Source organism: Streptomyces sp. NPDC057963 (assembly GCF_042887155.1).
Taxonomy (GTDB): domain Bacteria; phylum Actinomycetota; class Actinomycetes; order Streptomycetales; family Streptomycetaceae; genus Streptomyces.
In genome coordinates, this window is the sequence record NZ_JBHVPX010000026.1 from 43,518 (window position 1) to 66,152 (window position 22,635).

The 22,635-nt window shown below is 71.8% G+C and carries 18 protein-coding genes and 2 pseudogenes; 7 read left to right on the top strand and 13 right to left on the bottom strand.

What is annotated here, in order from left to right:
- The first annotated feature begins 170 nt into the window (after positions 1 to 170).
- Genes ACFVT1_RS35225 through ACFVT1_RS35240 form a run of 4 tightly spaced genes read left to right on the top strand, consistent with a single transcriptional unit; the run spans position 171 to position 6,211 of the window.
- Positions 171 to 1,538 carry a cytochrome ubiquinol oxidase subunit I gene (locus ACFVT1_RS35225; protein ID WP_389803242.1) on the top strand — a complete coding sequence of 456 codons (1,368 nt, stop codon included), beginning with the start codon at positions 171 to 173 and terminating at the stop codon, positions 1,536 to 1,538.
- Positions 1,531 to 2,793 (top strand): cytochrome d ubiquinol oxidase subunit II, encoded by a 1,263-nt coding sequence (locus tag ACFVT1_RS35230; RefSeq protein WP_389803245.1) that lies wholly within the window; start codon positions 1,531 to 1,533, stop codon positions 2,791 to 2,793. Before ACFVT1_RS35225 ends, ACFVT1_RS35230 begins: the two co-directional genes overlap by 8 nt.
- Positions 2,790 to 4,523, top strand: coding sequence for an ABC transporter ATP-binding protein/permease (locus ACFVT1_RS35235; RefSeq protein ID WP_389803248.1), 1,734 nt, complete (start codon positions 2,790 to 2,792; stop codon positions 4,521 to 4,523). Before ACFVT1_RS35230 ends, ACFVT1_RS35235 begins: the two co-directional genes overlap by 4 nt.
- Positions 4,520 to 6,211 (top strand): ATP-binding cassette domain-containing protein, encoded by a 1,692-nt coding sequence (locus tag ACFVT1_RS35240; protein WP_389803251.1) that lies wholly within the window; start codon positions 4,520 to 4,522, stop codon positions 6,209 to 6,211. Before ACFVT1_RS35235 ends, ACFVT1_RS35240 begins: the two co-directional genes overlap by 4 nt.
- Here the strand turns inward: ACFVT1_RS35240 and ACFVT1_RS35245 are convergent.
- Both ACFVT1_RS35245 and ACFVT1_RS35250 read right to left on the bottom strand, forming a co-directional pair.
- Positions 6,168 to 6,778: pseudogene (locus ACFVT1_RS35245) on the bottom strand (CE1759 family FMN reductase). The gene ACFVT1_RS35240 and the pseudogene ACFVT1_RS35245 sit on opposite strands and share 44 nt — an antisense overlap.
- Positions 6,775 to 7,221, bottom strand: a pseudogene (locus ACFVT1_RS35250) (5,10-methylene tetrahydromethanopterin reductase); the annotation flags it as partial. The pseudogenes ACFVT1_RS35245 and ACFVT1_RS35250, both read right to left, overlap by 4 nt.
- A gap of 130 nt (positions 7,222 to 7,351) precedes the next feature.
- Here ACFVT1_RS35250 and ACFVT1_RS35255 point away from each other — a divergent pair.
- On the top strand, positions 7,352 to 7,546 hold the full coding sequence (locus ACFVT1_RS35255) for a helix-turn-helix domain-containing protein (protein WP_389803328.1): 195 nt from the start codon (positions 7,352 to 7,354) through the stop codon (positions 7,544 to 7,546).
- Positions 7,547 to 7,587: 41 nt separating this feature from the next.
- On the opposite strand, the gene ACFVT1_RS35260 is transcribed toward ACFVT1_RS35255, so the two are convergent.
- The 7 genes from ACFVT1_RS35260 to ACFVT1_RS35290 all read right to left on the bottom strand — a co-directional run bounded on the left by ACFVT1_RS35260 (position 7,588) and on the right by ACFVT1_RS35290 (position 15,848).
- Positions 7,588 to 7,812: a hypothetical protein gene (locus tag ACFVT1_RS35260; RefSeq protein ID WP_389803254.1), complete on the bottom strand. Its 225-nt coding sequence runs from the start codon at positions 7,810 to 7,812 to the stop codon at positions 7,588 to 7,590.
- Entirely contained in the window at positions 7,812 to 8,432 is a 621-nt protein-coding gene (locus ACFVT1_RS35265; protein WP_389803257.1) for a hypothetical protein, read from the bottom strand. Before ACFVT1_RS35265 ends, ACFVT1_RS35260 begins: the two co-directional genes overlap by 1 nt.
- Positions 8,433 to 8,782: 350 nt before the next feature.
- Entirely contained in the window at positions 8,783 to 9,709 is a 927-nt protein-coding gene (locus tag ACFVT1_RS35270) for a glyoxalase (RefSeq protein WP_389803260.1), read from the bottom strand.
- An 81-nt stretch (positions 9,710 to 9,790) separates the two neighbouring features.
- Positions 9,791 to 10,795 (bottom strand): helix-turn-helix domain-containing protein, encoded by a 1,005-nt coding sequence (locus ACFVT1_RS35275; protein ID WP_389803263.1) that lies wholly within the window; start codon positions 10,793 to 10,795, stop codon positions 9,791 to 9,793.
- Positions 10,789 to 11,826, bottom strand: a complete 1,038-nt coding sequence (locus ACFVT1_RS35280; protein ID WP_389803265.1) for a helix-turn-helix domain-containing protein — start codon at positions 11,824 to 11,826, stop codon at positions 10,789 to 10,791. Before ACFVT1_RS35280 ends, ACFVT1_RS35275 begins: the two co-directional genes overlap by 7 nt.
- 74 nt (positions 11,827 to 11,900) lie before the next feature.
- Positions 11,901 to 12,887 carry an alpha/beta hydrolase gene (locus ACFVT1_RS35285; protein WP_389803268.1) on the bottom strand — a complete coding sequence of 329 codons (987 nt, stop codon included), beginning with the start codon at positions 12,885 to 12,887 and terminating at the stop codon, positions 11,901 to 11,903.
- A gap of 69 nt (positions 12,888 to 12,956) precedes the next feature.
- Positions 12,957 to 15,848, bottom strand: a complete 2,892-nt coding sequence (locus ACFVT1_RS35290; RefSeq protein WP_389803271.1) for an AAA family ATPase — start codon at positions 15,846 to 15,848, stop codon at positions 12,957 to 12,959.
- 235 nt (positions 15,849 to 16,083) lie between these two features.
- On the opposite strand from ACFVT1_RS35290, the gene ACFVT1_RS35295 reads away from it, so the two are divergent.
- Positions 16,084 to 18,855, top strand: a complete 2,772-nt coding sequence (locus ACFVT1_RS35295; RefSeq protein ID WP_389803274.1) for an ATP-binding protein — start codon at positions 16,084 to 16,086, stop codon at positions 18,853 to 18,855.
- A 423-nt stretch (positions 18,856 to 19,278) separates the two neighbouring features.
- Here ACFVT1_RS35295 and ACFVT1_RS35300 read toward each other — a convergent pair whose 3' ends face one another.
- From ACFVT1_RS35300 to ACFVT1_RS35315, 4 genes are read right to left on the bottom strand one after another with little or no spacing between them, the layout of a single operon-like run.
- Complete coding sequence (locus ACFVT1_RS35300; protein WP_389803276.1) at positions 19,279 to 20,016, bottom strand: YoaK family protein; 738 nt, start codon at positions 20,014 to 20,016, stop codon at positions 19,279 to 19,281.
- The gene (locus tag ACFVT1_RS35305) at positions 19,997 to 20,521 is read right to left on the bottom strand and encodes a DoxX family protein (protein WP_389803278.1); all 525 of its coding nucleotides are present in this window, start codon (positions 20,519 to 20,521) and stop codon (positions 19,997 to 19,999) included. The genes ACFVT1_RS35300 and ACFVT1_RS35305 overlap by 20 nt, the downstream gene beginning before the upstream one ends.
- 30 nt (positions 20,522 to 20,551) lie before the next feature.
- Positions 20,552 to 20,962 (bottom strand): amidohydrolase family protein, encoded by a 411-nt coding sequence (locus ACFVT1_RS35310; RefSeq protein ID WP_389803331.1) that lies wholly within the window; start codon positions 20,960 to 20,962, stop codon positions 20,552 to 20,554.
- Entirely contained in the window at positions 20,959 to 21,180 is a 222-nt protein-coding gene (locus tag ACFVT1_RS35315; protein ID WP_389803280.1) for a hypothetical protein, read from the bottom strand. Before ACFVT1_RS35315 ends, ACFVT1_RS35310 begins: the two co-directional genes overlap by 4 nt.
- A 430-nt stretch (positions 21,181 to 21,610) precedes the next feature.
- Here ACFVT1_RS35315 and ACFVT1_RS35320 point away from each other — a divergent pair, with 430 nt between their 5' ends.
- Positions 21,611 to 22,582 carry an alpha/beta hydrolase gene (locus ACFVT1_RS35320; protein ID WP_389803283.1) on the top strand — a complete coding sequence of 324 codons (972 nt, stop codon included), beginning with the start codon at positions 21,611 to 21,613 and terminating at the stop codon, positions 22,580 to 22,582.
- The last annotated feature ends 53 nt before the right edge of the window (positions 22,583 to 22,635 follow it).

The following is a 22,635-nucleotide window of genomic DNA, read 5'->3' on the forward strand; positions in this document are numbered from 1 at the left end:
GCGAAAGGTGCGCAGCGTCGGGCGAGTAGACCGGCGGACGCCCCGACGGCATCGGGCTGCGGGTGCCGCGCCCCCTTCCGCTCATACGGTGCATGTCCCCGCCCCGGGCGCTGTCCGGAGGCCCGGCCCGCGCCCGACGCCCGTCACATCGCTGCTCCCCTGGAGTGCCCATGGCTTCGTCCACCGTCGTCGAACTGTCCCGATGGCAGTTCGCGATCACCGCGATCTTCCATATGACCTTCCCGGCGCTCACCGTCGGGCTCTCCGTGCTGCTTGCAGCCGTCTACACGGTCTACGTACGCACGGGCAATCCCCTCTACCTGCAGATCTTCCGGTTCTGGAAGAAGATCTTCGCCGTCGGGTTCGGCCTGGGCGTCGTCGCGGGCACGGTGATGACCTTCGAGTTCGGCCTGAACTGGGGCACATACGCCCACGCGGTGGGTCCGGTCATCGGGGTCACCATCGGCATGGAGGTGATCACGGCCTTCTTCCTGGAAGCGGGTTTCATCGGCCTGATGCTGTACGGGGACGGACGGATCCGCCCTCGCACCATGGCCCTGGCCAGCTGGATGGTCGCCTTCGGAACCCTGCTGTCCACCACCTGGATCCTGTCGGCCAACAGCTGGATGCAGAACCCGGTCGGCTACGAGAAGGTCGACGGCCAGTTCCACGCGAAGGACTGGATCGGCATCCTGCTCAACCCGGCCTTCGCCCACCGCTTCCCGCACATGCTGCTGGCCGTGCTGATCAGCTCCGCCTGGTTCGTCGGCGGCATCTCCGCCTGGTACCTGGTGAAGAAACGAACCTCCGCCCAGCCGATGGCCCGCCGCTGTCTGTCCATCGCCCTCGGCGTCCTCGGTGTGCTGATGCCGGTGCAGCTGTACGTCGGTGACGGCACCGCCGTCTTCATGGGACAGCACCAACTGCCCAAGCTGGAGGCGTTCGAGGGCAACTGGAAGAGCGACAACAACGGCTACAACCTGCTCGTCATCCCCGACACCGACAAGGGCGAGAACCGGCTGCACGTCGAGATTCCCTACCTCGGCTCGGTCATCGCCCAGGACCTCAGCGGCAGGACGACAACGCCCGGACTGCTGCAGACCCCGCCCGACGAACGCCCCAACATGTGGACCACCTTCTACGGCTTCCGCGCCATGTACTTCACCGCGCTGCTCATGTTCGGCACGGCCTTCGCGGGCGTGGTCCTGCGCATGCGCCGGCGCCTGTACGACTCGCCACGCTTTCTGCGGTGGATGGTGTGGATGACCCCGGCCGGGATCATCGCCATCACCGGCGGCTGGATCGTCGCCGAGACGGGCCGCCAACCCTGGGTCGTCTACGGTCAGTTGCGCACCGCGGACGCGGTCTCCCACCTCAGCACACCCGAAGTCGTCGCCACACTCGCAGGCTTCGTCCTGCTCTACATCACCCTGCTGGCCATCTGGGCCCGCTACATCGTCCGCACGGTCAAGGCCGGCCCCGAGGCACTGCCCACCGGCCCCGCCTCGCCCGACGTCCCGGAGGCCCTCGTTGCTTGAGTACGCCGCTTACGCCCTGGTCCTCTTCTCGCTCGGCATGTACGTTGTCCTCGACGGCTACGACCTCGGCGTGGGGATGCTCAGTCTGGCGGCCAGGCCCGAGCGCCGGCGGGAATACGGCGAGATCGTCGCCACCGCCTGGGACGCCAACGAGAGCTGGCTCATCCTGGTCGGTGTCGTCCTGTGGGCCGGCCTGCCCGGCGCCTACGCCGTGGTGCTGCCCGGCGTCTATCTGCCGCTGATCGTCATGCTGGTCTCGATCATCCTGCGCGGACTGGGCCTGGAGATGCACAGCGCGGCCGGCCGCTACCGGCGGGGCTGGGCGCTGTTGTTCGGTGGCGCCTCGCTCGCGGCCACCGTGTGCCAGGGGCTCGTCCTGGGCGCCGTGCTCACCGGCCCGCAGCAGCAGGACGGAGCCTTCCGCGGCGGGGCCTTCGACTGGTTCAGCCTCTACGGCGTGCTGTGCGCCCTCGGCCTGGTCGTCGTGTACCTGCTGGCCGGGGCCGCCTGGCTGCAGGAGAAGACCGAAGGGTGGTCGCGGTCGGGAGTCCGGCGCACAGGCCGCTCCCTGCTGCTGGCCACCGTGGTCATGGCGCTCGTGCTCGGCCTGCTGCTGCCGGGCGCCGACCCGCAGCAGTTCCATCTGGGCCAGCCGGTGCGGGCCATGCTGTTCTGGCTCGCCGTGGGGGTCGCCGCCGTGGCCGGCGCCGTCGCCTGGTACGGCTTCGGCCGCAGCCCCGACTGGCGGCCGTTCGCGGCCGTGGCCACCATGACCGCAAGTGGGCTCCTGGGACTCGCCGCCGTCTCCCTGCCGGTCGTCGTGCCGCCCGGCCTGACCGTCCAGCAGGCCGCGAGCCCGCACTCCTCCCAGCTCTTCCTGGTCCTCGGCGTCGGCCTGTGCATGCCGTTCGTCCTGGCCTACAACATCTACGCGTGGCGCAGTTTCCGCGGCAAGTACGGCGATTCGGTGGAGAGCCGTCTGCCGCCGCTGCCCGCCCGGGGCCGCTCGCTTCCGGCCGCACCGGCGTCCACCAGCGCACCGCGGACGATCCTGCGACGCGTCCTGCTGACGGTGCTCGGCGTCCTGGCCACCGGCCTCTCCCAGGACGTGTTCGGCGGCATCTCCGATCTGATCGGCCCGATCGGCGTCACGGTGCTGGGCTGTGCCGCACTGGCCGCCTGGATCGTCGGCGACCGCCGTGACGGCCGCGCCGGATACTTCGACATGGACACCGGGGCGGAGACCACCTCGTGAGCGGCACTGCCGTACTGCTGGACGAACTGGCCGCGGAGCGGACCGAATACCGGGTCGCGGCCAGGCTGAAGGACTGGGCCGCGGTCGGCCGGCCCGAGCTGCGTCGCGCGGGGATCCTGCGCGGCGCGGCCCAGTCGGGCACGGTGCTGTGGGCGGGCGGGCTCTCCTGGGGCGCGCAACGCGGCCTGTCGCTGCACAGCGAGGTGCCCGCGACGGCCCTGGTGCTGCCCGCCCTGCTGACCGTGGTCGGAGTCGCCCTGCGCGCCGGCCTGTTGGCCGCGGGTGACGCGGCAGCCGCCCGTGGCGCCCGCACCGTACGCGAGACGTTGCGCCGCCGGATCATCGAGACGGCACTGCCCGCCCGCGGACCGGCCCGCACCGACCTGGACGAGGCGGCACCCGACCGGGCCGTCGACGGCGAGGTGGACCAGCTGACCGACTGGCTCACCGGATACGTGCCCGCACGGACGACCATGCTGCTCGGCAGTGGTCTCGTCCTGGCCGCCATCGCCTGCCGCAGCTGGTTCGTCGCCCTGCTCGTACTGGCCGCCACCCCGCTGCTCCCGGCCAACCTGAAGGTCATCGGCCTCGGCACACAGGGCGCCGTCCGCGCCCAGCTGGCCGGGATCCGCGCCCATCAGGCCAGGCTGCTGGACCACCTGCGCGGGCTGCCCACCCTGGTCGGCCTCGGCGCACACGACGAGGCGGCCCGTGCCCTGGAGCGGGACGACCGGGAGGTCGCCCGGCGGACCGAGAAGGTTCTGCGGATCGCCTTTCTGTCGACCGCGTGGGTCGAGCTGCTCATCGCCGGCACCCTCGCCGTGGTGGCGACCTACTGCGGCCTGGTCCTGCTCGACTACCTGCACCTGCCCGTCGTCCCGGACCGCATGAGCCTGTCCGCCGCGCTGTTCGTCCTCGTCCTGGTACCCGCCTACTTCGCCCCGGCCCGGGACCTGGCCGCCGGCTACCACGCCCGCGCCCAGGCCGCTGCCGCCGCCGAGCTGCTGGCCCCGGTCCTGGACGCACCCGAGGAGACGGACCTGCTGTCGGCCGTGCTGCTCAGGCCGGCCCGTGGCGCGTCGCCTCCCGGGGTGTGTCTGGAAGCCGTGACGGTCCGTCATCCAGGACGTGTGGCGCCTGCTCTGGACCGGGTCAGTGTGCGGCTCGCACCGGCCCGGTGTCTCGCCGTCACCGGTCCGAGCGGGGCGGGCAAGTCCACCCTGCTGGCCGTAGCGGCGGGTCTGTCCGCCCCGCACGAGGGACGCGCGCTCCACATGCTGGACGGACGGACCGTCCCCGCCGATCCCGTCCGGGTCTCCTGGGTGGGCCAGCCGGCGCACCTGCTGCCCGGCACCCTGCGCGAGAACCTTCTCCTGGCCCGGCCCACCGCGAGCGACCACGACCTGCTCGGCGCCATCGCCTCCCTCGGCTTCGAAGACCTTCTGACCGCCCTGCCCCACGGACTGGACACACCGCTCGGCGAACGCGGCACCGGCCTGTCCTCCGGCCAGTCCCAGCAACTGGCCCTCGTTCGGGCGTTGCTGCGGGACGCGCCCCTGCTGTGCCTGGACGAACCCACCGCGCACCTCGACCCGGAGGCGGAACAGCGGGTCCTGTCGGCGCTGCGGACGCTGGCCCGCGACCGTACGGTCCTGCTCGCCACCCACAGTCCGGCACTGCTGCCGCTGGCGGACCAGGTCATCACACTGAGGCACGGGAGAGTCCGATGAACGGGACCGGCGCCTGGCGTCTGCTGCGCATGGCGGCTCCGCGCCGCGCCCTGCTGACCGGCACGCTGCTGGCCATCGCGGCCGAACTCAGCGGTGCCGCGCTCCTCGGCGTGTCCGGATGGTTTCTGACGACCTGTGCTGTGGTCACCCTCCAGGCCAACACCACCTGGTCCTGGATGTATCCCTCGGGTGCCGTACGGACGCTGGCCCTGGCCCGCACGGGACTGCGCTATCTCGAACGCCTGGTCAGCCACCGGACGTTGCTGTCCGCCTCCGTGGCGCTGCGCACCCGGCTGGCCCGTGGCGCCGCCCGGCTCACCCCCCGTGAGCTGCGCGGACAACGCGACGGGACACTGCTCGCCCGGCTCACCTCCGACGTGGAGACCGTCGCGGGTCTGCCCGCGAACGTCTACGCACCGCTCGCGGCGGCCGTCACCACCGCGTGCCTGATCGAGATCCTGCTGCTGTGGGCGATGCCGCTCCTGGGGGCGGCCGAGCTGGTCGTCTGGGCGGCCGGGCTGGTCTGCGCCCGGCGAGCCCACCGCCGCGCGCGAGCCCATGTGGGCACCGCTGCCGAGGCCAGGTCCGAGCTCCGTACCGTGCTGCTCGGCAGCCGGGCCGCCTTCGACGAACTACGCTGCCTGGACGCCGTACCGCAGGCGCGAAGGTCGGCGACGGCCGCGCTGGCGGCTGTCGAATCCGCCGAGTGGGCCGCCGCCCGAGCCGAACGGCGGGGACGTCTGGCGCTGCGCCTGCTGGCCGCCGTCGGCCAGGCGTCGGTGCTGGTGATCGCCCTGTGCGCGGCCCCGGCTCAGCCGGTCGCCTCCATGGTGGGCGAGGTGCTGCTGATGGCCGCGGGGTGGGAGTTGCTGGAGCGGCTGCCCCGGCTGCTGCACCTGCTGACCCAGGCGGGCGAAGCGGCCGGACGCCTCGCGCCCCTCGCTGCCGAGGAGCCACCCGAGGGTCGGCAGCGGCCGACCGCACACGTCCTGGAAACGGACGGGCTGCCGCTTCCCGGCTCGCCGGCAACCCTCTCCACGACCCTGTCCGGCCCCGGCCTGGTGCTGGTCACCGGCCCCAACGGCAGCGGGAAGTCGACGCTGCTCGGACAGCTCGCCGGACGGATACCGGCCCCTGTCGGCACGGTCCTCCTAGGCGGCACACCGGCGCACGAGCTGCCGGCCCGGGTTGTCGCCGAGACGGTCACCCTGGTGGAGGCCGACGACTGGCTGGCCGACGACACGGTGGCGGCCAATCTGCGTCGAGCCGCCCCCTCGGCCGACACCGCCGCCCTGCGGGCCGTAAAGGAAGTGGTTGGTCTCTCCGCGCTGCCGCTCGACACCCCGGTGGGCCCCGGCGGGCGTCTGCTGTCCCAGGGGCAGCGGCGGCGCCTCGCAATCGCACGCGCCGTGCTCCGGCACCCCCCGGTGCTCCTGCTGGACGAACCCACCGCCGGCCTGGACCGGCCCACCGCCGAGGCACTGCTGGACGCGCTGTTCCGGACACTGCCCGAGACCTCGGTGGTGATCGCGATGCAGGAGCAGGACCTCGGCCTGCCTGCCCGGCCGCCGACCGCGGTCGTCCGCCTCGGGCGAGGCGGGGACCGGGCCGGCGGCGGCCCGGCAGGGCCCGCGGCGGCCGCCCTCAGTCGAAGCGCAGGTCGGACAGCTGCCGTTCGAGCGCGGTGACGTCGTCCTCGGGTATCGCTTCGGAGGGACGGGCGGCCATGAGGGCGGCCAGCTCGCTGCCCGCCCGCCGGACGCGCGCGGGCAGCCCCTCCGTGTAGGCGTCACCGCCCGATCCCCAGCCCTCGGACGCCGCGTACACCGCGGTAAAAACGACAGCCGCCCGCAGGTAGGAGAACAGCGCGCGCCTCAAGACCGGGGAATGGCGGGCCGCGCCTCCGATCGCCGCGATCAGGACCGGCTTGCCGGTGAGGGCGCCCGGATCGATCAGGTCGAAGAAGAACTTGAACAGCCCGCTGTACGAGGCCGTGAAAACGGGGGCACGGCGATCAGACCGGCGGCGCCCGTCACCGCGTCGATCGCGGCGGCCGGCGGGGGCGGCGGGAAGCCGGTCGCAAGGTTGTTGGCGACGGCGACGGCGACGGCCGGCTCACGCAGCTCGACGACCTCGGTCTCCACGTCGAGGTCCCGGGTGGCGAGTTCGCCATGGACCGCCTCGGCGAGGAGGTCCACGAGCCGACGGATGGAGGACGGGGTGCTCAGCCCCGCGGACACGGCGACGAGCTTCATGCGGCGGTCTCTCCCTTCGGGGAGGCCGCGGCGGCGACCCGGACAGCGTGTGTCTGGCGCGTCCGGCACATCGGCGGGGCGGTCGTTCGCGAACTCCTTGCGCAGCACGGGCACCACCTCCTCGCCGAGCAGGTCGAGCTGTTCCAGTACGGCCTTCAGGGGCAGGCCCGCGTGGTCCATGAGGAACAGCTGCCGCTGTAGTCGCCGACGGTCTCATGGAAGGCCGGCGTCCACTCGATGACCTGCTGCGGAAGGCCCACCGTCAGCGGTGTCTGCTCAGTTCTCCAGGGAGGGGCCGCACCCGTAGACCGGCGCATTGTCGAGGTAGGGGCGGAACTCCCGTACACGCCCTGCAAGTTCCTCCGCATGAAGGCCTGACCACCGAGACCGACGATGCCCTCCTCGGGGCGGCCGTGACCGTAGTGGGCGTACCGCCGCCGGTACTGACACCGGAGGCCATCGCCCGGGCCCACCACATCGCCGTGCGCTATCTGCACAAGCTGTTCCAGCTGAAGAACATCAACGGTCAGCCGGTGGATCCAGCAGCGCCGACAGGAGCAGTGCCGGCGTGCGCTGTCCCGCCGGGAGGCGGCGGGACTGACCATCGCCGCGGTGGCGCACCGCTGGGGTTTCACACGTGTCTCCCCCTTCAGCCGGGTGTTCCGGGCCGCTTACGGGGTTTCCCCCGCCAAGTGGCGCAGCTCAGCCGTGCGAGGGCCTCATGCGTCTGCCCCGGGTAGCCCGCCCCAGCTACCGCGTGCGCGCTGAGCTGCCGCTTTTGCCATGGTGGGACTCCGGAGCGCCGACGTTCACCGGTGCGTGCGAAGGGGAATACCACGGTGGCGGGGTCGAGCGGATCGCTGTTGGTTGTCCGCGGAGACCGTCTGGAACGCCGCGGCATGGGCATCCGTCAGGGTCCGGCTGGGCGCACGGAAGACCTCGGCGACGCGCAACTCCTCGAAGGTCCGGACCGGTACGACCGGGAAGGCATCGGGGTCGAAATCCTTGGTGTCCGCAGTTGTCTGATTGCCCATCACATCGGTTCCTTGCGCCACTTGCCGTGCTCGATGTGGGCCGCGAGTACGTTGGGGTCGCTGTTCGTGAAGTAGGCGCCGCCGGCGATGTACACCGTGCCGCCCCGTACGGCGAGCGAGGTGGGGTTCTGCAGCCCGTCGGCGGCAGTCAGCACGATGCTGTGGCTGCCGCCGGGCCTGACCAGGACGACCTCGTTGCCCTTGTTGATCGCCGCAAGCAGGGTGTCACCGGCGCCGGTGAAGTCGAAGTCGTCGATGTCGACCAGTCCGGTGGCCCGGGTCTCGACGGGCCCGGCGCTGCCGTGGCACGTGAGGGGGATGCGCAGCACGGTGCCCTTGTCCAGGTTGGACACCCAGGCCGTCCCGTTGTAAATCTTGATGCCGTTGGCACCCAGGAATCCGGTGGGCCGCAGCTCGAAGGTGACGTCCGCGCTGCCGCCAGGCTCCAGGGCGATGTTTTCCGGTCGCTGCCCGTCGGTCATGTTCAGATGCGCGAGGAAGCGTGCGTCCGAGACCGGGCCGGCAGCGGCGGTCGCCGCGCCGGTGACGGTAACCGTGAGGGTCGCCGCCACGGCTGTGGCCAGCAGGCCGGTCCGTGACCACCGCTTGGCTGCGGACATGGTGGTGTTCCTTTCCGTTGTGAAGACTCGACGTGTGTGCTCAGCCGGCGAACCGTCGGCGCGGTTCGCCGAAGCCCTCGATGGAGCCGACCGGTTCCTCGCCAGGGGCGATCCGGCGCGGCGGGGAACGTCTGAGACCGACGCGGGTCGGGGTGCCGGTGAAGACGGAGAAAGGCCTGGAAAGCTGGACGAACGGCTGAGCCGCTACGCTGACGCGGCTCCACGCCGAGATCCGTCTCCACGTCATAGCCGGATTCGGCCCGGCCGGTCCGACGCGTCCAGCAGGCCGTCGTCGTCCTGCATCTCCGAGCCGTCCGGCTGGCAGACGTCGTCCCCCATCGTCCCGTCGGTCACCTGTGACCACTGTCCTGATGCAGTTCGGCCACATAACCGCCGGGGAACTGCACCATGGCGCTGGAGTGGCCGTCGCCGGTGTACGGGCCCCACAGCACCTTCGCACCCGCCGCCTCGGCCTTCCGCAGTGTCAGGACGAGGTCCTTCACCGCGTAACCGGTGGTCTCCCGCCCGAACGGGTAGGGAAGATGGCCGTCGGTGACGCTCACGACCGTGCAGCCGAACGGGGAGCGGATGGCGATCCGGCGATATGTCTCCTTGGGCAAGCCGATGTCACCGCCGTCCGCCGCCCGGCGGTCGGAGACGACACGCCCTCCGGTGAACCGCAGGTAGGAGCCGAGGAATTGGCCCACCGAGTCGGGCGTCAGGTAGACGCGGTTGTCCGGCACGGATTCCAGGGGCTTGTACGACGGCGCCGTGGTGTGCCAGTACAGCTGAGCGTTGATGCCGCCAGGGAACTGGACGATCGCGTCCCGCCCGATGGGGTCGTCGAAGGGCGCGACGACCAGCTGCGCCCCGCTCTGCCTGGCCAGTCGGACGCCCTTGTCGAAGTCGCTCATGAGCCAGCCCGTCCGTTCGGCGCCGAACGGGTACGGGGCGGGCGTCCGGAAGTCGAACACGGACAGGTTGCCGACGGGCGACATCACCAGTTCCGACTCGGTCTTGCTGGGCGTCGGCGTGACGGTCGTGAGGATCTTGGCCGTGTGGGTACCGCCGAAGGTCGCGCCCCAGCCGGCAACGAACGCGTCCACCGCTCCGGGGGTGACATAGACGTGCGTGGTGTCGTACTGGGGACCTACCGCCGTGGTCGAGGCCGGCGCAGCGGCCGCCTCGTCCTGAGCCGAGGACGGTGCCCCGGATCCCACCACGTTCAGTGCCACCATGAGGGCGGGCAGCATCCACGCCATCGCTCTGCGCTTCATTTCCGTTCCTTTCCGCAGGAACCGCATACAGCGAAAGCTAGGCGCCGAGCGCGGGGGCGATCATGCTGACAGCGCCCGGGGTTATGCCATTCCGGGAACAGTGCCGGCCGGGTGTCCGGTCCCCAGGTGCGCAGCGCGCCACTGCACCGGCGACATCCCATACGTTTCGCGGAACGTCCGGCTGAAGTGGGAGGGGTTGGTGAATCCCCAGCGGGCGGCCACCGCCGCGATCGACCTGTGGGCCGCGCCGGCCCGGGCGAGTTCCTCGCGCGCCGACTCGAGCCGCCTCGTCCGCACCCAGGCGTTGACGGTGGTGCCCTGCAACTGGAAGAGCCGGTGCAGGTAGCGCAGGGAGATGCCGTGCTGGTCGGCGATGCTCTGAGGGGTGAGTCCGGGGTCCTGCAACCGGGCCTGGGCGGATGCCGTGATCCGCTCCCACAGCGCAGGCGCGGGCCGACTGCTGACCTGCTCCAGGGCCAGAGTGGCCAGGATCTCCGCCGCGATGCGGGCGAGGTGGTCGCGTCTGGTCGCAGGGGTCCGCATGATCTCGTCGACGAGCCCGCACAGCAGCGGCAGCAGCAAGGCCGCTGCTCCCTCCCCGGCGTCGTCCACCACGGTTGCCGTCAGGGCGGCCAGCTGTCCTTCCTCCAGCCGGAGCAGGGCGCGGGGCATCATAAGGATCCGGGCCCGCTGCCGCGTGGGCAGCACGATCCGGTACGGGCGCCGCGCGTCGTGGAACGCCAGGCTGCCGGGCCGGAGTTCGGCGGTGCGGCCGTCCTGCAACAGCGTTGCGGTGCCGTCCAGTTGCAGACGTACGAGGATGTGGGTGCTGGGATCGGCGGCCACCGAGCGGGCGCTGCGCAGGATCGTTCCCGGGCCGAACTCCTCGGTGGCGATCTGGAGCGCGCCCAGGCGCTCGGCAGTCAGCTCGCCCGCCCACGGACGGCCGCCCTCCACGGCGACCTCGAGACCCACGAAGACCTGTGACAGCGCGCGTTCCCACGCGGCGGTGCGGTCCCTGGGAGCGAGGCTCCGGGTGGAGAAGGACGCCCCTTGGCCGGGGGTGGTCATTGATCCGGTCAGCACGGCACTTCTCCCGTCCCACGGCTTGCACGCTCCCGGTCGAGCCAGTCCGTGGGAGACAGGCCGAAGGAGCTGTGGAAGGCCCTGCTGAACCGGGCGGGACTGGTGAAGCCCCAACGTCGCGCGACCTGGCCCAGGCTGACCGATCCCGGTGCCCGTGCGACGAGTTCCCTACGGCACTCGTGCAGCCGCAGCTCGCGGATCCACCGGCACACGGTGGTGTCCTCGGCCTCGAACAGCCGGTGCAGATACCTGACGGAGATGCCATGGGCTTGGGCGACGGCCCGGGGGGCCAGACCGGAGTCCGACAGGTGCCAGCGGATGAAGGTCTTGATCCGCAGCAGCAGGACCCGGTCGGCACCCGGCAGGACGGCGGTGTCCTCGCCCAACCGGTCCGCCGCCGTGGCCGCCATCAGGTCGAGGACGCCCTCGGCCAATCGCTCGCCCACCGGCGTCGCGTATGCCTCGGAGGTGTCCGCCAGCCGTTCCAGCAACGGGGTGAGCAGGGCGGGCAAGCCGCCGCTCGGGCGCACGGCCCGCGCGGTGAGCTGCCGCAGATCGGCCTCCGACCGCCCGAGCAGGTTCCGCGGGACCGCGAAGATCTTCAACTGGAAGCGTTCCGGGAACGTCGTACGGAAGGGCCGAATGGTCTCGAAGAACCCGATGTCGCCGGCCCGCAACTCGGTGGTACGGCCGTCCTGTTCGACCTGGGCCCGGCCGCCACTCTGGAGCGCCACGAAGACGTCCCGCCCGTCGCCGCGGGCTATGAAGCGCGGCGACCGGTGGACGCGGCCCGGGTCGCACTCCACCGTGGTGATCCGCAGGTTCCCCAGGTGGTCGGTACGCAGGGCCGCGTCATAGGTCGGGCCGTCGGTGGCGATGTCCATCCCCACCAAGGTCGCGAGCACGGCGTCGTGCCAGAAGTCCAGGCTCTCGCGCGGCGGAACCGAGCGCGTGCTCAGCACCTGGGCTCGACTTGCGCCGGAATCCGGACTCCGGCGTCTCTCCTCGAAGGAGCCGATCACGGTTGGCATGGTCTGAGCATGCTGTAGCCGTACCGGCCTGTGCATCAGTCGGTCGACTGGTCACCGTGCCCGTTCCGCGCCCTTCAGCGCAATCGGGCGCGCAGGAAAGCGCAACCGGTCACCAGAGCTGCCCGGGTGGGCGCGCTGCTGTGCAGGGCGTGCAGCGCTACGAAGTCGTGGATCGTGCCGAGGAACCGTACGGCCGACGCCTCGACGCCGGCCGTACGCAGGTTGCGCGCGTACTGCTCGCCCTCGTCCCGGACCACGTCGGCCTCGGCGGTGACGACCAGCGCCGGCGGCAGCCCCACCAGGTCCTCTCTCCGCGCCCGCAGCGGTGCGGCGGTGGGCTCGTCCCGCAGGGCCGGGTCCGTGATGTAGCGCGCCCAGTACGCGCGCAGCGCCTGGCGAGTGAGGAGGTATCCGGTGGCGAACTGCTGTTGTGAGGGGCTGTCGCAGCGGGAGTCGGTGAGTGGGTAGTAGAGCAGCTGTGCGCTGAACCGTGGCCCGCCCCGGGACTTCGCCAGCATGGTCACCGCGGCGGCCAGCGTGGCTCCGGCGCAGTCGCCGGCTACGGCCAGCCGGTCCGCGTCCAGACCGAGTTCGTCGGCCCGGGCGACCACCCAGGCCAGCAGCGCGTAGCACTCCTCCAGCGCCACGGGATAGCGGGCCTCGGGGGTACGGCTGTACTCGGGGACGACGGCGCACACCCCCGCGCCGTCGACGAGCTCGCTGATGAGGCGGGCGTGGGTCTGCGCCTCGCCGAGCGTCCACCGGCCGCCATGGAGGTACAGCAGCGCGGGGAGCGGGCCGGTCGCACCGGCCGGGCGGACGGTCCAGAACCCGACCAGTCCGGACGGACCGACGCAAGCCACGCGGTAGACCGCGTCCACGTCGAAGTCCTCGAAACGGTCCACCTGAGTCTCCCGCAGCGCCTGCCGCGCCGTCTCCGGCCCGAGGTCGTCGAGGGACGGAGGCGTGGCGGACGCGGCGACGACGCGCTGCACCACGGGGTCGAGGAGGAAGGTCGCGGGGCAGTCACCACCGGCTCGGGCCCCGAAGACTCCCGGCATCACGCACTCCCCTCCGGCTGGGCCGCGCCGCTGGCCGGCAGGTCCGCACGGAACCGGATGGTCTGCGCCTCACCTTTCCTCAAGGAGATCACGCAGTTGCTGGCGGCGGCTGATGCCGAGCTTCGGGTAGACGTTGTACAGGTGGGAGCCCACGGTACGTGGCGAGAGGAAGAGCTGTTCACCGATCTCACGATTCGAAAGGCCGCGCGCGGCCAGTTGGACGATCTGCCCCTGCTGTGCCGTCAGCTGCTCCAGCAGAGCCGCGGTGTCGGGGGTGGGTGCCGCTCCGCTGGCGCGCAGTTCGCGGGCCGCGGCGGCGGCGAGGGCGCCCGCGCCGAGACGTTCGGCGGTTTCCAGCGCGGTGGTCAGCTGCTGACGCGCCTCACGTATCCGGCGGCAGCGCCGCAGCCGGATGCCGTAGTTGAGGCGGACGTGGGCGCGTTCCCAAGGCCACCGGTCCGCCTCGTGGTTGACCAGGGCGAGGTGGAAGTGCTGCTCGGCGTCCTCGTCCGGGTCGACCAGGGCGGTGGCGTGGTGCAGGAGCAGCGTCATCCTGGTGCTCGGGCGCTCCCCCTGCTCCGCTCGGACCCGGGCCAGAACCGGCACGGCCTCGTCGGACCGGCCGGTGCGCTGGGCCGCGACCGCGAGTTCCGCGATGCTGCGGGGCGACAGGACGGGGTGCAACGGCGAACCGTCGGCGGTGAACAGCTCGCGCAGATGTCGCCAGCCGCCGTCCCAGTCCCCCAGCGCGATGGCAGCGAGTCCGCGGGCGCGCAGCATGCGTGCGTGGGTGGCCCGATTCTCGTCCAGGCAGACGGCACGCCAGACCGAGGCGGTGAGCCGGGGCTCCGGCGGAACGGTTCCGCGGAGCGCTTGCAGGGCGAGGGCCTGCGCCTGAAGATCCGCTCGGAGGCGTGGCAGGCGCAGCACCGCGGCCTCGGCCGCGGCCTCCCGGATCAGGGCCTCGGCCTCGGTGAACCACCCGATGCTCATGAAGGTGTCCACGAGGGCGAGGACCGTCCAGCCGCGGATGCCGAAGGCACGAGCGGTCCGCAGCTGGGCGTCGGTCTCGCGGAACTGCCCCAGGTACACGTCCGCCTCGTCCGCGAGGCAGGCCGCCGCGAGGACCGCCGTCCGGGAGGCCGGCGTGTACGGGCCGTCCAGCAGCGCACCGTGCGGATGACCGGGCCTCACCGACGAGCCTGTGGCCGTCCGCGGCCGGACCACTGCGGTGACCAGCGCCTCCAGTGCCCGCTGTGTGCCCGGCCCGGAAAGGTGGCCCAGAAACCCGGTCACCGGGGGCCGACGCCGCTCGGCACGGCCGGTCTCCCCAGCAGCATCCGTCTCTCCGGCAGGGTCGGTCTCCTGGGCAGGAGCGGTCTTTTGGGCACGGTCGAACAGCGTGGACAGGCCCGTCCTGTGCTCTGGCAGGCCGGACTGGACAGCGATGCCCCCGGCCACCGCCGTCACCGCGAGCGCGACGGGCCGGCCGACCGCCGGAAAGTACTCCGAGACATCGACCAGCAGGTCGAAGGCCTCCCGCTGAGCGGACTCCAGCGACATGATCGAGGCCAAGGCACCGGCCGCCGCGCAGACGAGCTCCGGGTCCCTGGAGTCCCGGACGAACCGGTCGTGCAGGTCCCTCACCCAACTGGGATCTCCCACCGCATGCGCTGCCACCAGAGCCTCGGCCAGACGGCGTGAGCGCTCCCGCCGCTGCGGGCTGAGCCGGGCCGCCTGCTCCAGGGCGCGCGCGGTGCCCACGACGTCCCCGTGCCGCCACGCGGAGTCCTCGAGCAGGGCGGCCACGGACTCGTCGGTCCGCAGGGTGGCGGCGGCCAGGTGGTGGGCCCTGCTCTCCGGTCGCGCGACGGTCTCGGCGAGGTCCTGCTGGGCCTGCTGCCGCTCGCCCGCGGGATACCGCGAGAACGCGGCCGCCCGCGCCAGCGGATGCCGGAAGACGAGACGGTCCTCGACCAGCGAGACCAGACCGGCCACCTCCGCCGGGGCCCACACGGCGAGGTCGTCGGTGTCCAGAGCGGCCATGAGAGTGGCGACACTCTCCCCCGGTCGCGCAGCAGCGGCGTACAGCAGGGCCCGTCCTGTCGCGGGGGGCAGCGCGTCGAGTCGTGCCGCAAAGGCGTGTGCCGTCAGCGGGCGCCCCGCCGGTGCGCCGCCGGCGCCTCCGGCTCGGAAGGCCGTGGGCACCCGGCGGCTCAGTTCCACCAGGGCCGCGGGATTTCCTTCGGCTTCCTCCAGGATCTCCAGCCTGCGCCGACCGGTGGGCGCCGCCGGCTGGCGGTCCAGCAGCGCCGCGGCCGAGGGGGCGCTCAGCGGGCCCAGATACAGGCTCTCCATGACGGGGGGCAGGCCGGGCGGGGGCGCCTCACCGCGCGCGGAGAGCAGAACCCTGAGCGGGCGGCCGGTCAGAAGCCGGATTCCCGCGCAGAGCGCGTCGAGGAAGGCACGGTCACAGGCGTGAATGTCGTCGACGCACACCAGCACCGGCCGGGAGGTGGCCAGTCGGTCCAGCAAAGCCAGCAAGGCGGTCTGCACCTGCGCGTCGTCCGGCCCGCCATCGTGGGTGACGGGGTTCAGGGCGGCGCTCAGCACCTGGCCGTGCGCGGCGGGCAGGCCGGCCAGCTGGTCCAGGACCGGCGCCAGCAGTTGCTGCAGGCAGGCGCGAGCGTGCCGATGGTCCGCGGCCCAGCCCTGCGCGGACAGTACGAACATGCCGTCGTCGTCGGCCAGTTCCCGGGCGTGGCCCAGCAATGTCGTACGCCCGATCCCCTCCTCCCCGAGGAGCAGCAGGGCCTGCGGGCCGCCGGGCTCGCGCGTCACGCACTGGAGGATGCGCCCGATCTCGCTGCCCCGCCCCAGTGGACGCGACGACGCCGTGCCGCAGGACGATCGACGGGCGGCTTCGTCGCCGACCACCGACCGGGATGGGGGGACCCTCATGCGTGTACTCCGGACCTGCTCGGCTGCCCACGGCTGTGGACCTGTTCCCTGGCCGAGTCCATCATCGGGAGAACCAGATCACGACGCTTCTGTCACATGACCAGTCGTCCGCCGTCTCCGGTGCCGGCCGGCACCGGGGCCGCGGGCGGTCGGCCGTACCGCGGCTCGCGCACGTCCGGAGGTTCCCGGCTGGCAGGATGACCGGGGCACGACCACCGGCTGGAGGAGAACGACCGTGGTGCACATTGGTCCCGATTACCCCGCCGATCCGGGCATCCTCGGCAGGACCGCCGAGCTGTCCCGCATCGAGGCGCTGCTCGGGGCGGTGGACGGCACCGGCCCGCAGGTGCTGGTGCTGGTCGGTGAGCCGGGGGCGGGCAAGAGCACCCTCGTCGACTGGACGGCCGAGCAGGGCCGGGCTCGGGGTCTGCGACCCCTGCGGGTGCGCGGCAGCGAGGGCGAGGCCGGGCTGGGGCTCTCGGGTGTCCACCAGCTCCTGCATCCGCTGCTTCCGGGTGACACGCTGCCCACCCAGCAGCGGGAGGCTCTCGACCGCGCCTTCGGGATGACGGCGGCACACCACGAGGCGACTCTCGACCAGATGTCGCTGTGCATCGGCGTGCTCGCCCTCATCGGCGACGCCGCCACGCGCCAACCACTGCTCCTGCTCGTGGACGACGTCCAGTGGCTCGACCTCGGCTCGGTGGACGTGCTGGGCTTCCTCGCCCGGCGCCTGGAGGGCAAACCGGTGGTGATGCTGCTCGCCGCCCGCGAGGAGGGCGTGCCGGCCCGCTTCGACCGGGACTTCCCCCAGGTGACTGTGGGCCCGCTGAGCAGGGCGGCGGCGGGCTTGCTGCTGGAGGCGCAGCCGAACCCGCCCCGCGGCAGGGCCCGCACCCAGATCCTCCAGCAGGCCGCCGGCAACCCGCTGGCCCTGATCGAGCTGCCCCGGGCCCTCGCCCGGGGCCGGACCGGCACGGGCCAGGACGGCGGTGCCGCCCTGCCGCTCACCGCACGCCTGGAGAACCTGTTCGCCGCCGACCTCCCGGGCCTGCCCGAGCCCACGCGTCAGGCGCTGCTCCTGGTCGCGGCCGCCGGCACCGGGCAACTCGCCGATCTCCTGCGCGCCGCCCCGTGGTTGGACGTCGTCGAGGCACTGGACCCCGCGGAGCGCGTCGGACTGGTGCGGATCGAGGACGGCCAGGTGCTGCTGCGCCATCCGCTGGTGCGTTCGGCCGTCTACCAGGCGGCTTCCTTCGCCGAGCGCCGGCAAGTCCATCTCGCGCTGGCCGCCGCTCTCGCCAAGGAACCGGACCGCCGGGCGTGGCACCTGGCCGCCGCCGCGACGGGTCAGGACGCGAACGTCGCCGACGCCCTGGCGGAGAGTGCCGAACGGGCGCGTGCCCGGGGTGGGTACGCGGCGGCCGCGGCGGCGCTGGAACGCGCCGCCGATCTGACCCCGGCGCCGCACCTGCGCGCCCGGCGCCTGCTGATGGCCGCGCAGGCGGCCATGTTCGCCGGCCATCCACAGTGGGTCGGCGAGATCAGCGGCCGGGTCGGCGACCTGACCGAGGACGCGCGGCTGCGCGCCGAGGCCTCGCTCCTGGGCGGCTGGGCCCTGGGCGTCACGCTCCGCCACGAGGAGGCGCTGGCGCTGCTGCTGGGCGGCGCCGAAGCCACCGCCGCCTCGATCCCGGAGCTGGCGCTCGGGACCCTGGGCACCGCCGCGACGTCCGTGTACAACTCCGGGACGCCGTTCCAGCGGGCCGAACTGCGGCGGATCGGCGCCCTCCTCGACGACGCCGGCAATCCGGCCGCGCTCGCCTGGTCCCAGGCGGTCATCGACCCGCACCGCCAACGGGCCCGGCTCCTGGGCCTCTTGAAGGACGCGCTGGCCGCCATGTCACAGGACTCCCTGGCGGACCTCACGGCGCTCGGCGGCACCACCTGGATCCTGGACGAGACCGAGCAGGCCGTACACATTCTCCGGCGGACCATGGGCGTCATACGGCGGGCCGGCAGCGCGGGCACGAACGCGACCGTCACGCAGGCGCTCGCCCTCGCCCTGTTCGAAAGCGGTTCGTGGACGGCGGCCCAGGACGCGGCGGACGAGGCGTTCTGGACGGCGACCGAGGCGGGAGCCGACAACGTGACCCTGGGCTCCTGCGTCCTCCAGGCCACCCTGCGCGCGCTGCGGGGCGACCACGCGACCGCGCGGACGCAGGCCCTGGAAGCCGTACGAGGCGTCGACCTGCGCAGATCCCTGAGCCTCCTGGTGCGGCACCGGCACGCGCTGGGCATGGCCGCGTTCGTCGCCGGGGACCACGCCGACGCCTACGAACAGTTGCGCGCCACCTTCACCCGCGACTTCCGCCCGGCGCCCGTCCACTACCACGCCTCCGTCTACTATCTGGGCGACCTGGCCGCCGCGGCGGTCCGTGCCGGGCGGCGGGAGGACGCGCGCACGGTGGTCGAGGCCGTCGAGCACAGCCTGGAACCCGACAGGTCGCCCCGGCTGGCCGCCGTCCTCCACCGGGCCGCAGCCCTGCTGAGCGGCACCGAGGACGCCGAGCGGCACTTTCGCGCCGCCCTGGCCGACCTCGCCACCGACTGCTGGCCCTTCGAAAAGGCACTCACGCAACTCGACTTCGGCGAGTGGCTGCGTCGGCAGCGGCGCAGCGCCGAGGCGCGCCCGCACCTCGGCGCGGCACTGGAGTGCTTCCAGCGGCTCGACGCCCGGCCCTGGACCGACCGCACCGCCGCGGAGCTGCGGGCGTCGGGAGCCCCGACGGCGGCGGCGACCACGCGTGCCGCGGGCGAACTCACCGCGCAGGAACGGCAGATAGCCGAACTGGGGGCGCAGGGTCTCACCAACCGCGACATCGCGGCCCGGCTATACCTGTCACCCCGCACCGTCGGCTACCACCTGCACAAGATCTTCCCCAAGCTGGGAATCCGCTCAAGGGCACAACTCCGCGACGCCCTTGAGCAGAATCCGCCGCAGTGACCGGATGCCGGACGGACGTGGATCAGCGCGACAACGCGACGAGGGCCTGGTCATGGCCCGTGTCGTGGCCGCGGCTGCGGCCTGCGGACCGTACATCCAACACGTACGCCGGTCCGGTACCTCGGACGCTGGTCGCCTGCCGCGCCGGCGTCTGCGCTCCTGCATGGCTGCGCCTGCGTCGCGACGCCAGGCCGGTCAGGGTACTCAATGTCTGCGGAGGTGGCGCCGACGACTCCGGGGTCGGTCCCTACCCGTAAGGGGCACCGACACCTTGCTTCCAGCGGTGTCACGGGTGCCGTGCAGGCATGGCCGAGGGTGGCCGCAGGGCCGGTCGCGGGTACCCGTCGACTGGGAGTGCAACGTCTCTGGTCCCGAGGCTCACTGACGAGGGCGCCGGCCCCTCCTGCGGGGCCGGCGCCGAGTTCACGCCTGCGGCTTGACCCAGGGGGCGTCGGAGGCCGAGAGGCGGTGGGCAGCCGCGGACGTCACCACGAGCAGCACCAACGTCAGGACCAGGACCAGGACGAGTCCGGTGTGTGCCAGAAGCACGGCGCCGGCGAGGGCTCCGAGGAATATGGCCAGTACGGACAGGATCCGCCGGCCCGGCCGGGGTGCGGCCCCGCCCGCCGGGGTGGAGTCCGCGGCCAGTCCCGTCAGGGTCAGGGTCAACACGGTCGTGGTCAAGTCCGGGACCCCGAGGCGTCTGGCGACCGCATTCTGCAGCCCCATGGCGAGGCCGAGAAGCACGATCAGGACATAACGAACCTCGGTGGTCACGTTGCCGTGCGAGACCATGGCCGTGATGACCGCCCCGGCGACGAGCAACGACTGAAGCGCCGTGGCGAAGGTCAGCAGCCGCCCGCGGTGCTCCGCGAACCGGGTGCCGAACCGGCCTCCCGCCAGCGCGCCGACGAGGAACGCGGCCATCGACACGACGGAGGCAAGCACGGACAGGCCGTCGGCACCTGCCAGGGCGAACCCGAGGAATACCACGTTGCCGGTCATGTTGGCGACGAAGACGTGTCCGAGCCCCAGATAGCTGACGGCGTCGACCAGGCCGGTCGCCACCGTCAGCATCAGCATGAGCGGCGGCAACGGGCCATGCCTGTCCCCCTTGGGCGGAGCCAGCGTGCGGGCCGCGTCAGTCAGCAGCTTGCGCATACTGAGTTGTTCCTTCCTTGACTGAGGGACGATGCAGCAGCACACGGGTGAGCAGTCCGCTCACCGGGCCGACCACGATGGCCACGACCGAGACCCACAGGGGCCAGGGGGTCAGTCCAAGGACGTGGTCGGCCGACCAGCGGCCGGGTCCGGTGAGGGCCGGGACCGCGGAGGCCACGACGAGGACCATGGGGTACTCGTAGCCGTCGTTCTGGACCCAGGGCCCGTTGTGCCATTTGACGGTGCCGGCGACCGTCATCACTCCCATGGCGGCCATCGCCGCCGCAGGAGTGAGCAGACCGGCCGCGAGGAACAGACCAGCGCCGATCTGGCTGCCGCCCGCGGCAAGCGCGGTGAGCCTGCCGCCGCGGAAGCCGTCGTGGCGGAACTCCTCGGTTCCGCCCGCCAAGCCGTTGCCGCCGAGGCGGAAACTGACTTTCTGTACTCCGTGCCCGGCGATGAGGAGCCCCGCCACGAGTCGGAGGACCAACAGTCCGGTGTCCATTCGTTCCTGCCTGCTCCTCAGGTGAAGGGGTCAGCCGGCCGCGTGGGCGCCGATGACGGCCTGCGCGTAGACCAGGCCCAGGCCGTAAGCCCCGCCGTGCTCCTTCACCACCTCCCCAACGGGGACGTACGTCTCCGTCCGCGCCCAGTCGCGCTGGAGCTCAAGAAGCACCTGCACCCAGGTCACCGGAATCGCGCCGCCCTGGACCATGCGCTGGATGGCGTGCTCGTGCGCCTGCGGGCTGACGCCGCCGGACGCGTCCGTGACGACGTAGGCCTCGTAGCCCTGGACCCACTGGCCCTTCGGCGTGTGGGCCGCCTGTTCACGCAGCATCGCCAGGCCCTCGCGCAGCGTTCGTAGGCCGTCCCAGCGCAGCTCCAGCACGTAGTTGAGCCCACCCCGGATGACGTGCAGGTGGGAGTCGTTGAGGCCGGGGATCATCCGGCGGCCGAGGGCGTCGACCACCTTCGTGGCCGGGCGGACTGGAGGGCCACGTCCTGGTCGTTGCCGACGACCGTGATGGCGCCGTCCCGTATGGCGATTGCCTCGGCCTGCGGGCGACCCGGGTCTCTGGTGTGGATCTTCGCGTTGCGGACGATGAGGTCCGCGGGGTTGTCGGTGTTGCTGGGAACCAGCCCACCGACCGGCATCGTGGACACCTTTCGACAACCTCCTGCGGCATGAACAGCGTCGATTTTCATCTACATCGACTTCCAAATGCGGTGACAGCGGCGGACAGCGAGAATCGGGAGAACACGCAATCAATCCGTCTACGCTCAGCCGAAATGAATTCCGGGTGGGCCTTCTGTGCGATGCACAACACCAACTCCGGCAGCCCGCAACTGCTTCGCCACCAGACTATTTCGAACCGAAGCATCCATGTGTCCCGACAGTGCACAGCATTCGCTCCGACAGTGCACTGCGTCCCGTTTCCATGCGCTGCGAGGTCAACTTTGATGCATTGACGGTCAATCTCCGCCGCCTTCAGAGATTTAGCGTGCTGATCGACGGCCCAGAAGATCTCCATGTCTGGCCCGGAGTAGCCCCACCGGAGGGGCTGGCACATCACACGAATCTCAGGAGACTCACATGTCCGACGTTGTAGAGCCGGTCGAGCCGATGTTGGAGCCGGCGGCAACTGCTTTCGCCGAAGCGACCGCCAATCCGCCCTACCTGTTCGACCTGCCTCCGGCCGAGGGCCGTAAGGCGGTTGACGAGGTGCAGTCCGGCGAGATCGACAAGCCGCAGATCGACGAGGAATGGATCACCGTCTCGGACGGTCCGACGGGCAGCGTCCGCGCACGCATCGTGCGCCCCGCCGGCGCGGAAGGGACCCTGCCGGTGATCCTCTACATCCACGGCGCGGGCTGGGTGTTCGGCAACGCCCACACCCACGACCGCCTCGTACGCGAACTCGCCGTCGACGCGAACGCCGCCGTGGTCTTCCCCGAATACGACCTCTCACCCGAGGCCCGCTACCCGGTCGCCATCGAGCAGAACTACGCGGTCGCGAAGTGGGTCGTCCAGCAGGGCGCGTCCAAAAAACTGGACGGCTCGCGGCTGGCCGTCGCCGGCGACTCCGTCGGCGGCAACATGAGCGCCGCACTGACCCTGATGGCCAAGGAACGCGGCGATGTCGCCCTGGTCCAGCAGGTGCTGTTCTACCCGGTCACCGACGCGAGCTTCGACACCGGCTCCTACCACCAGTTCGCGGAGGGCTACTTCCTGCGCCGCGACGGCATGCAGTGGTTCTGGGACCAGTACACAACCGACGAAGCGGAACGCGCCCAGATCACCGCCTCCCCGCTACGCGCCACCACCCAACAGCTCACCGACCTGCCCCCCGCCCTCGTCATCACCGGCGAGGCCGACGTCCTGCGCGACGAAGGCGAGGCCTACGCCAACAAGCTGCGCGAAGCCGGCGTCCCCGTCACCGCAGTCCGCTTCCAGGGCATCATCCACGACTTCGTCATGCTCAACGCCCTCCGCGAAACCCACGCCGCCCAGGCCGCCATCACGCTGGCCGCCGACACCCTGCGCACCGCGCTCCACACCGGCTGACACCGCGCTCCACGCCGACCTCCGAAAGACCCGACAACAGGGAGAACAACCCG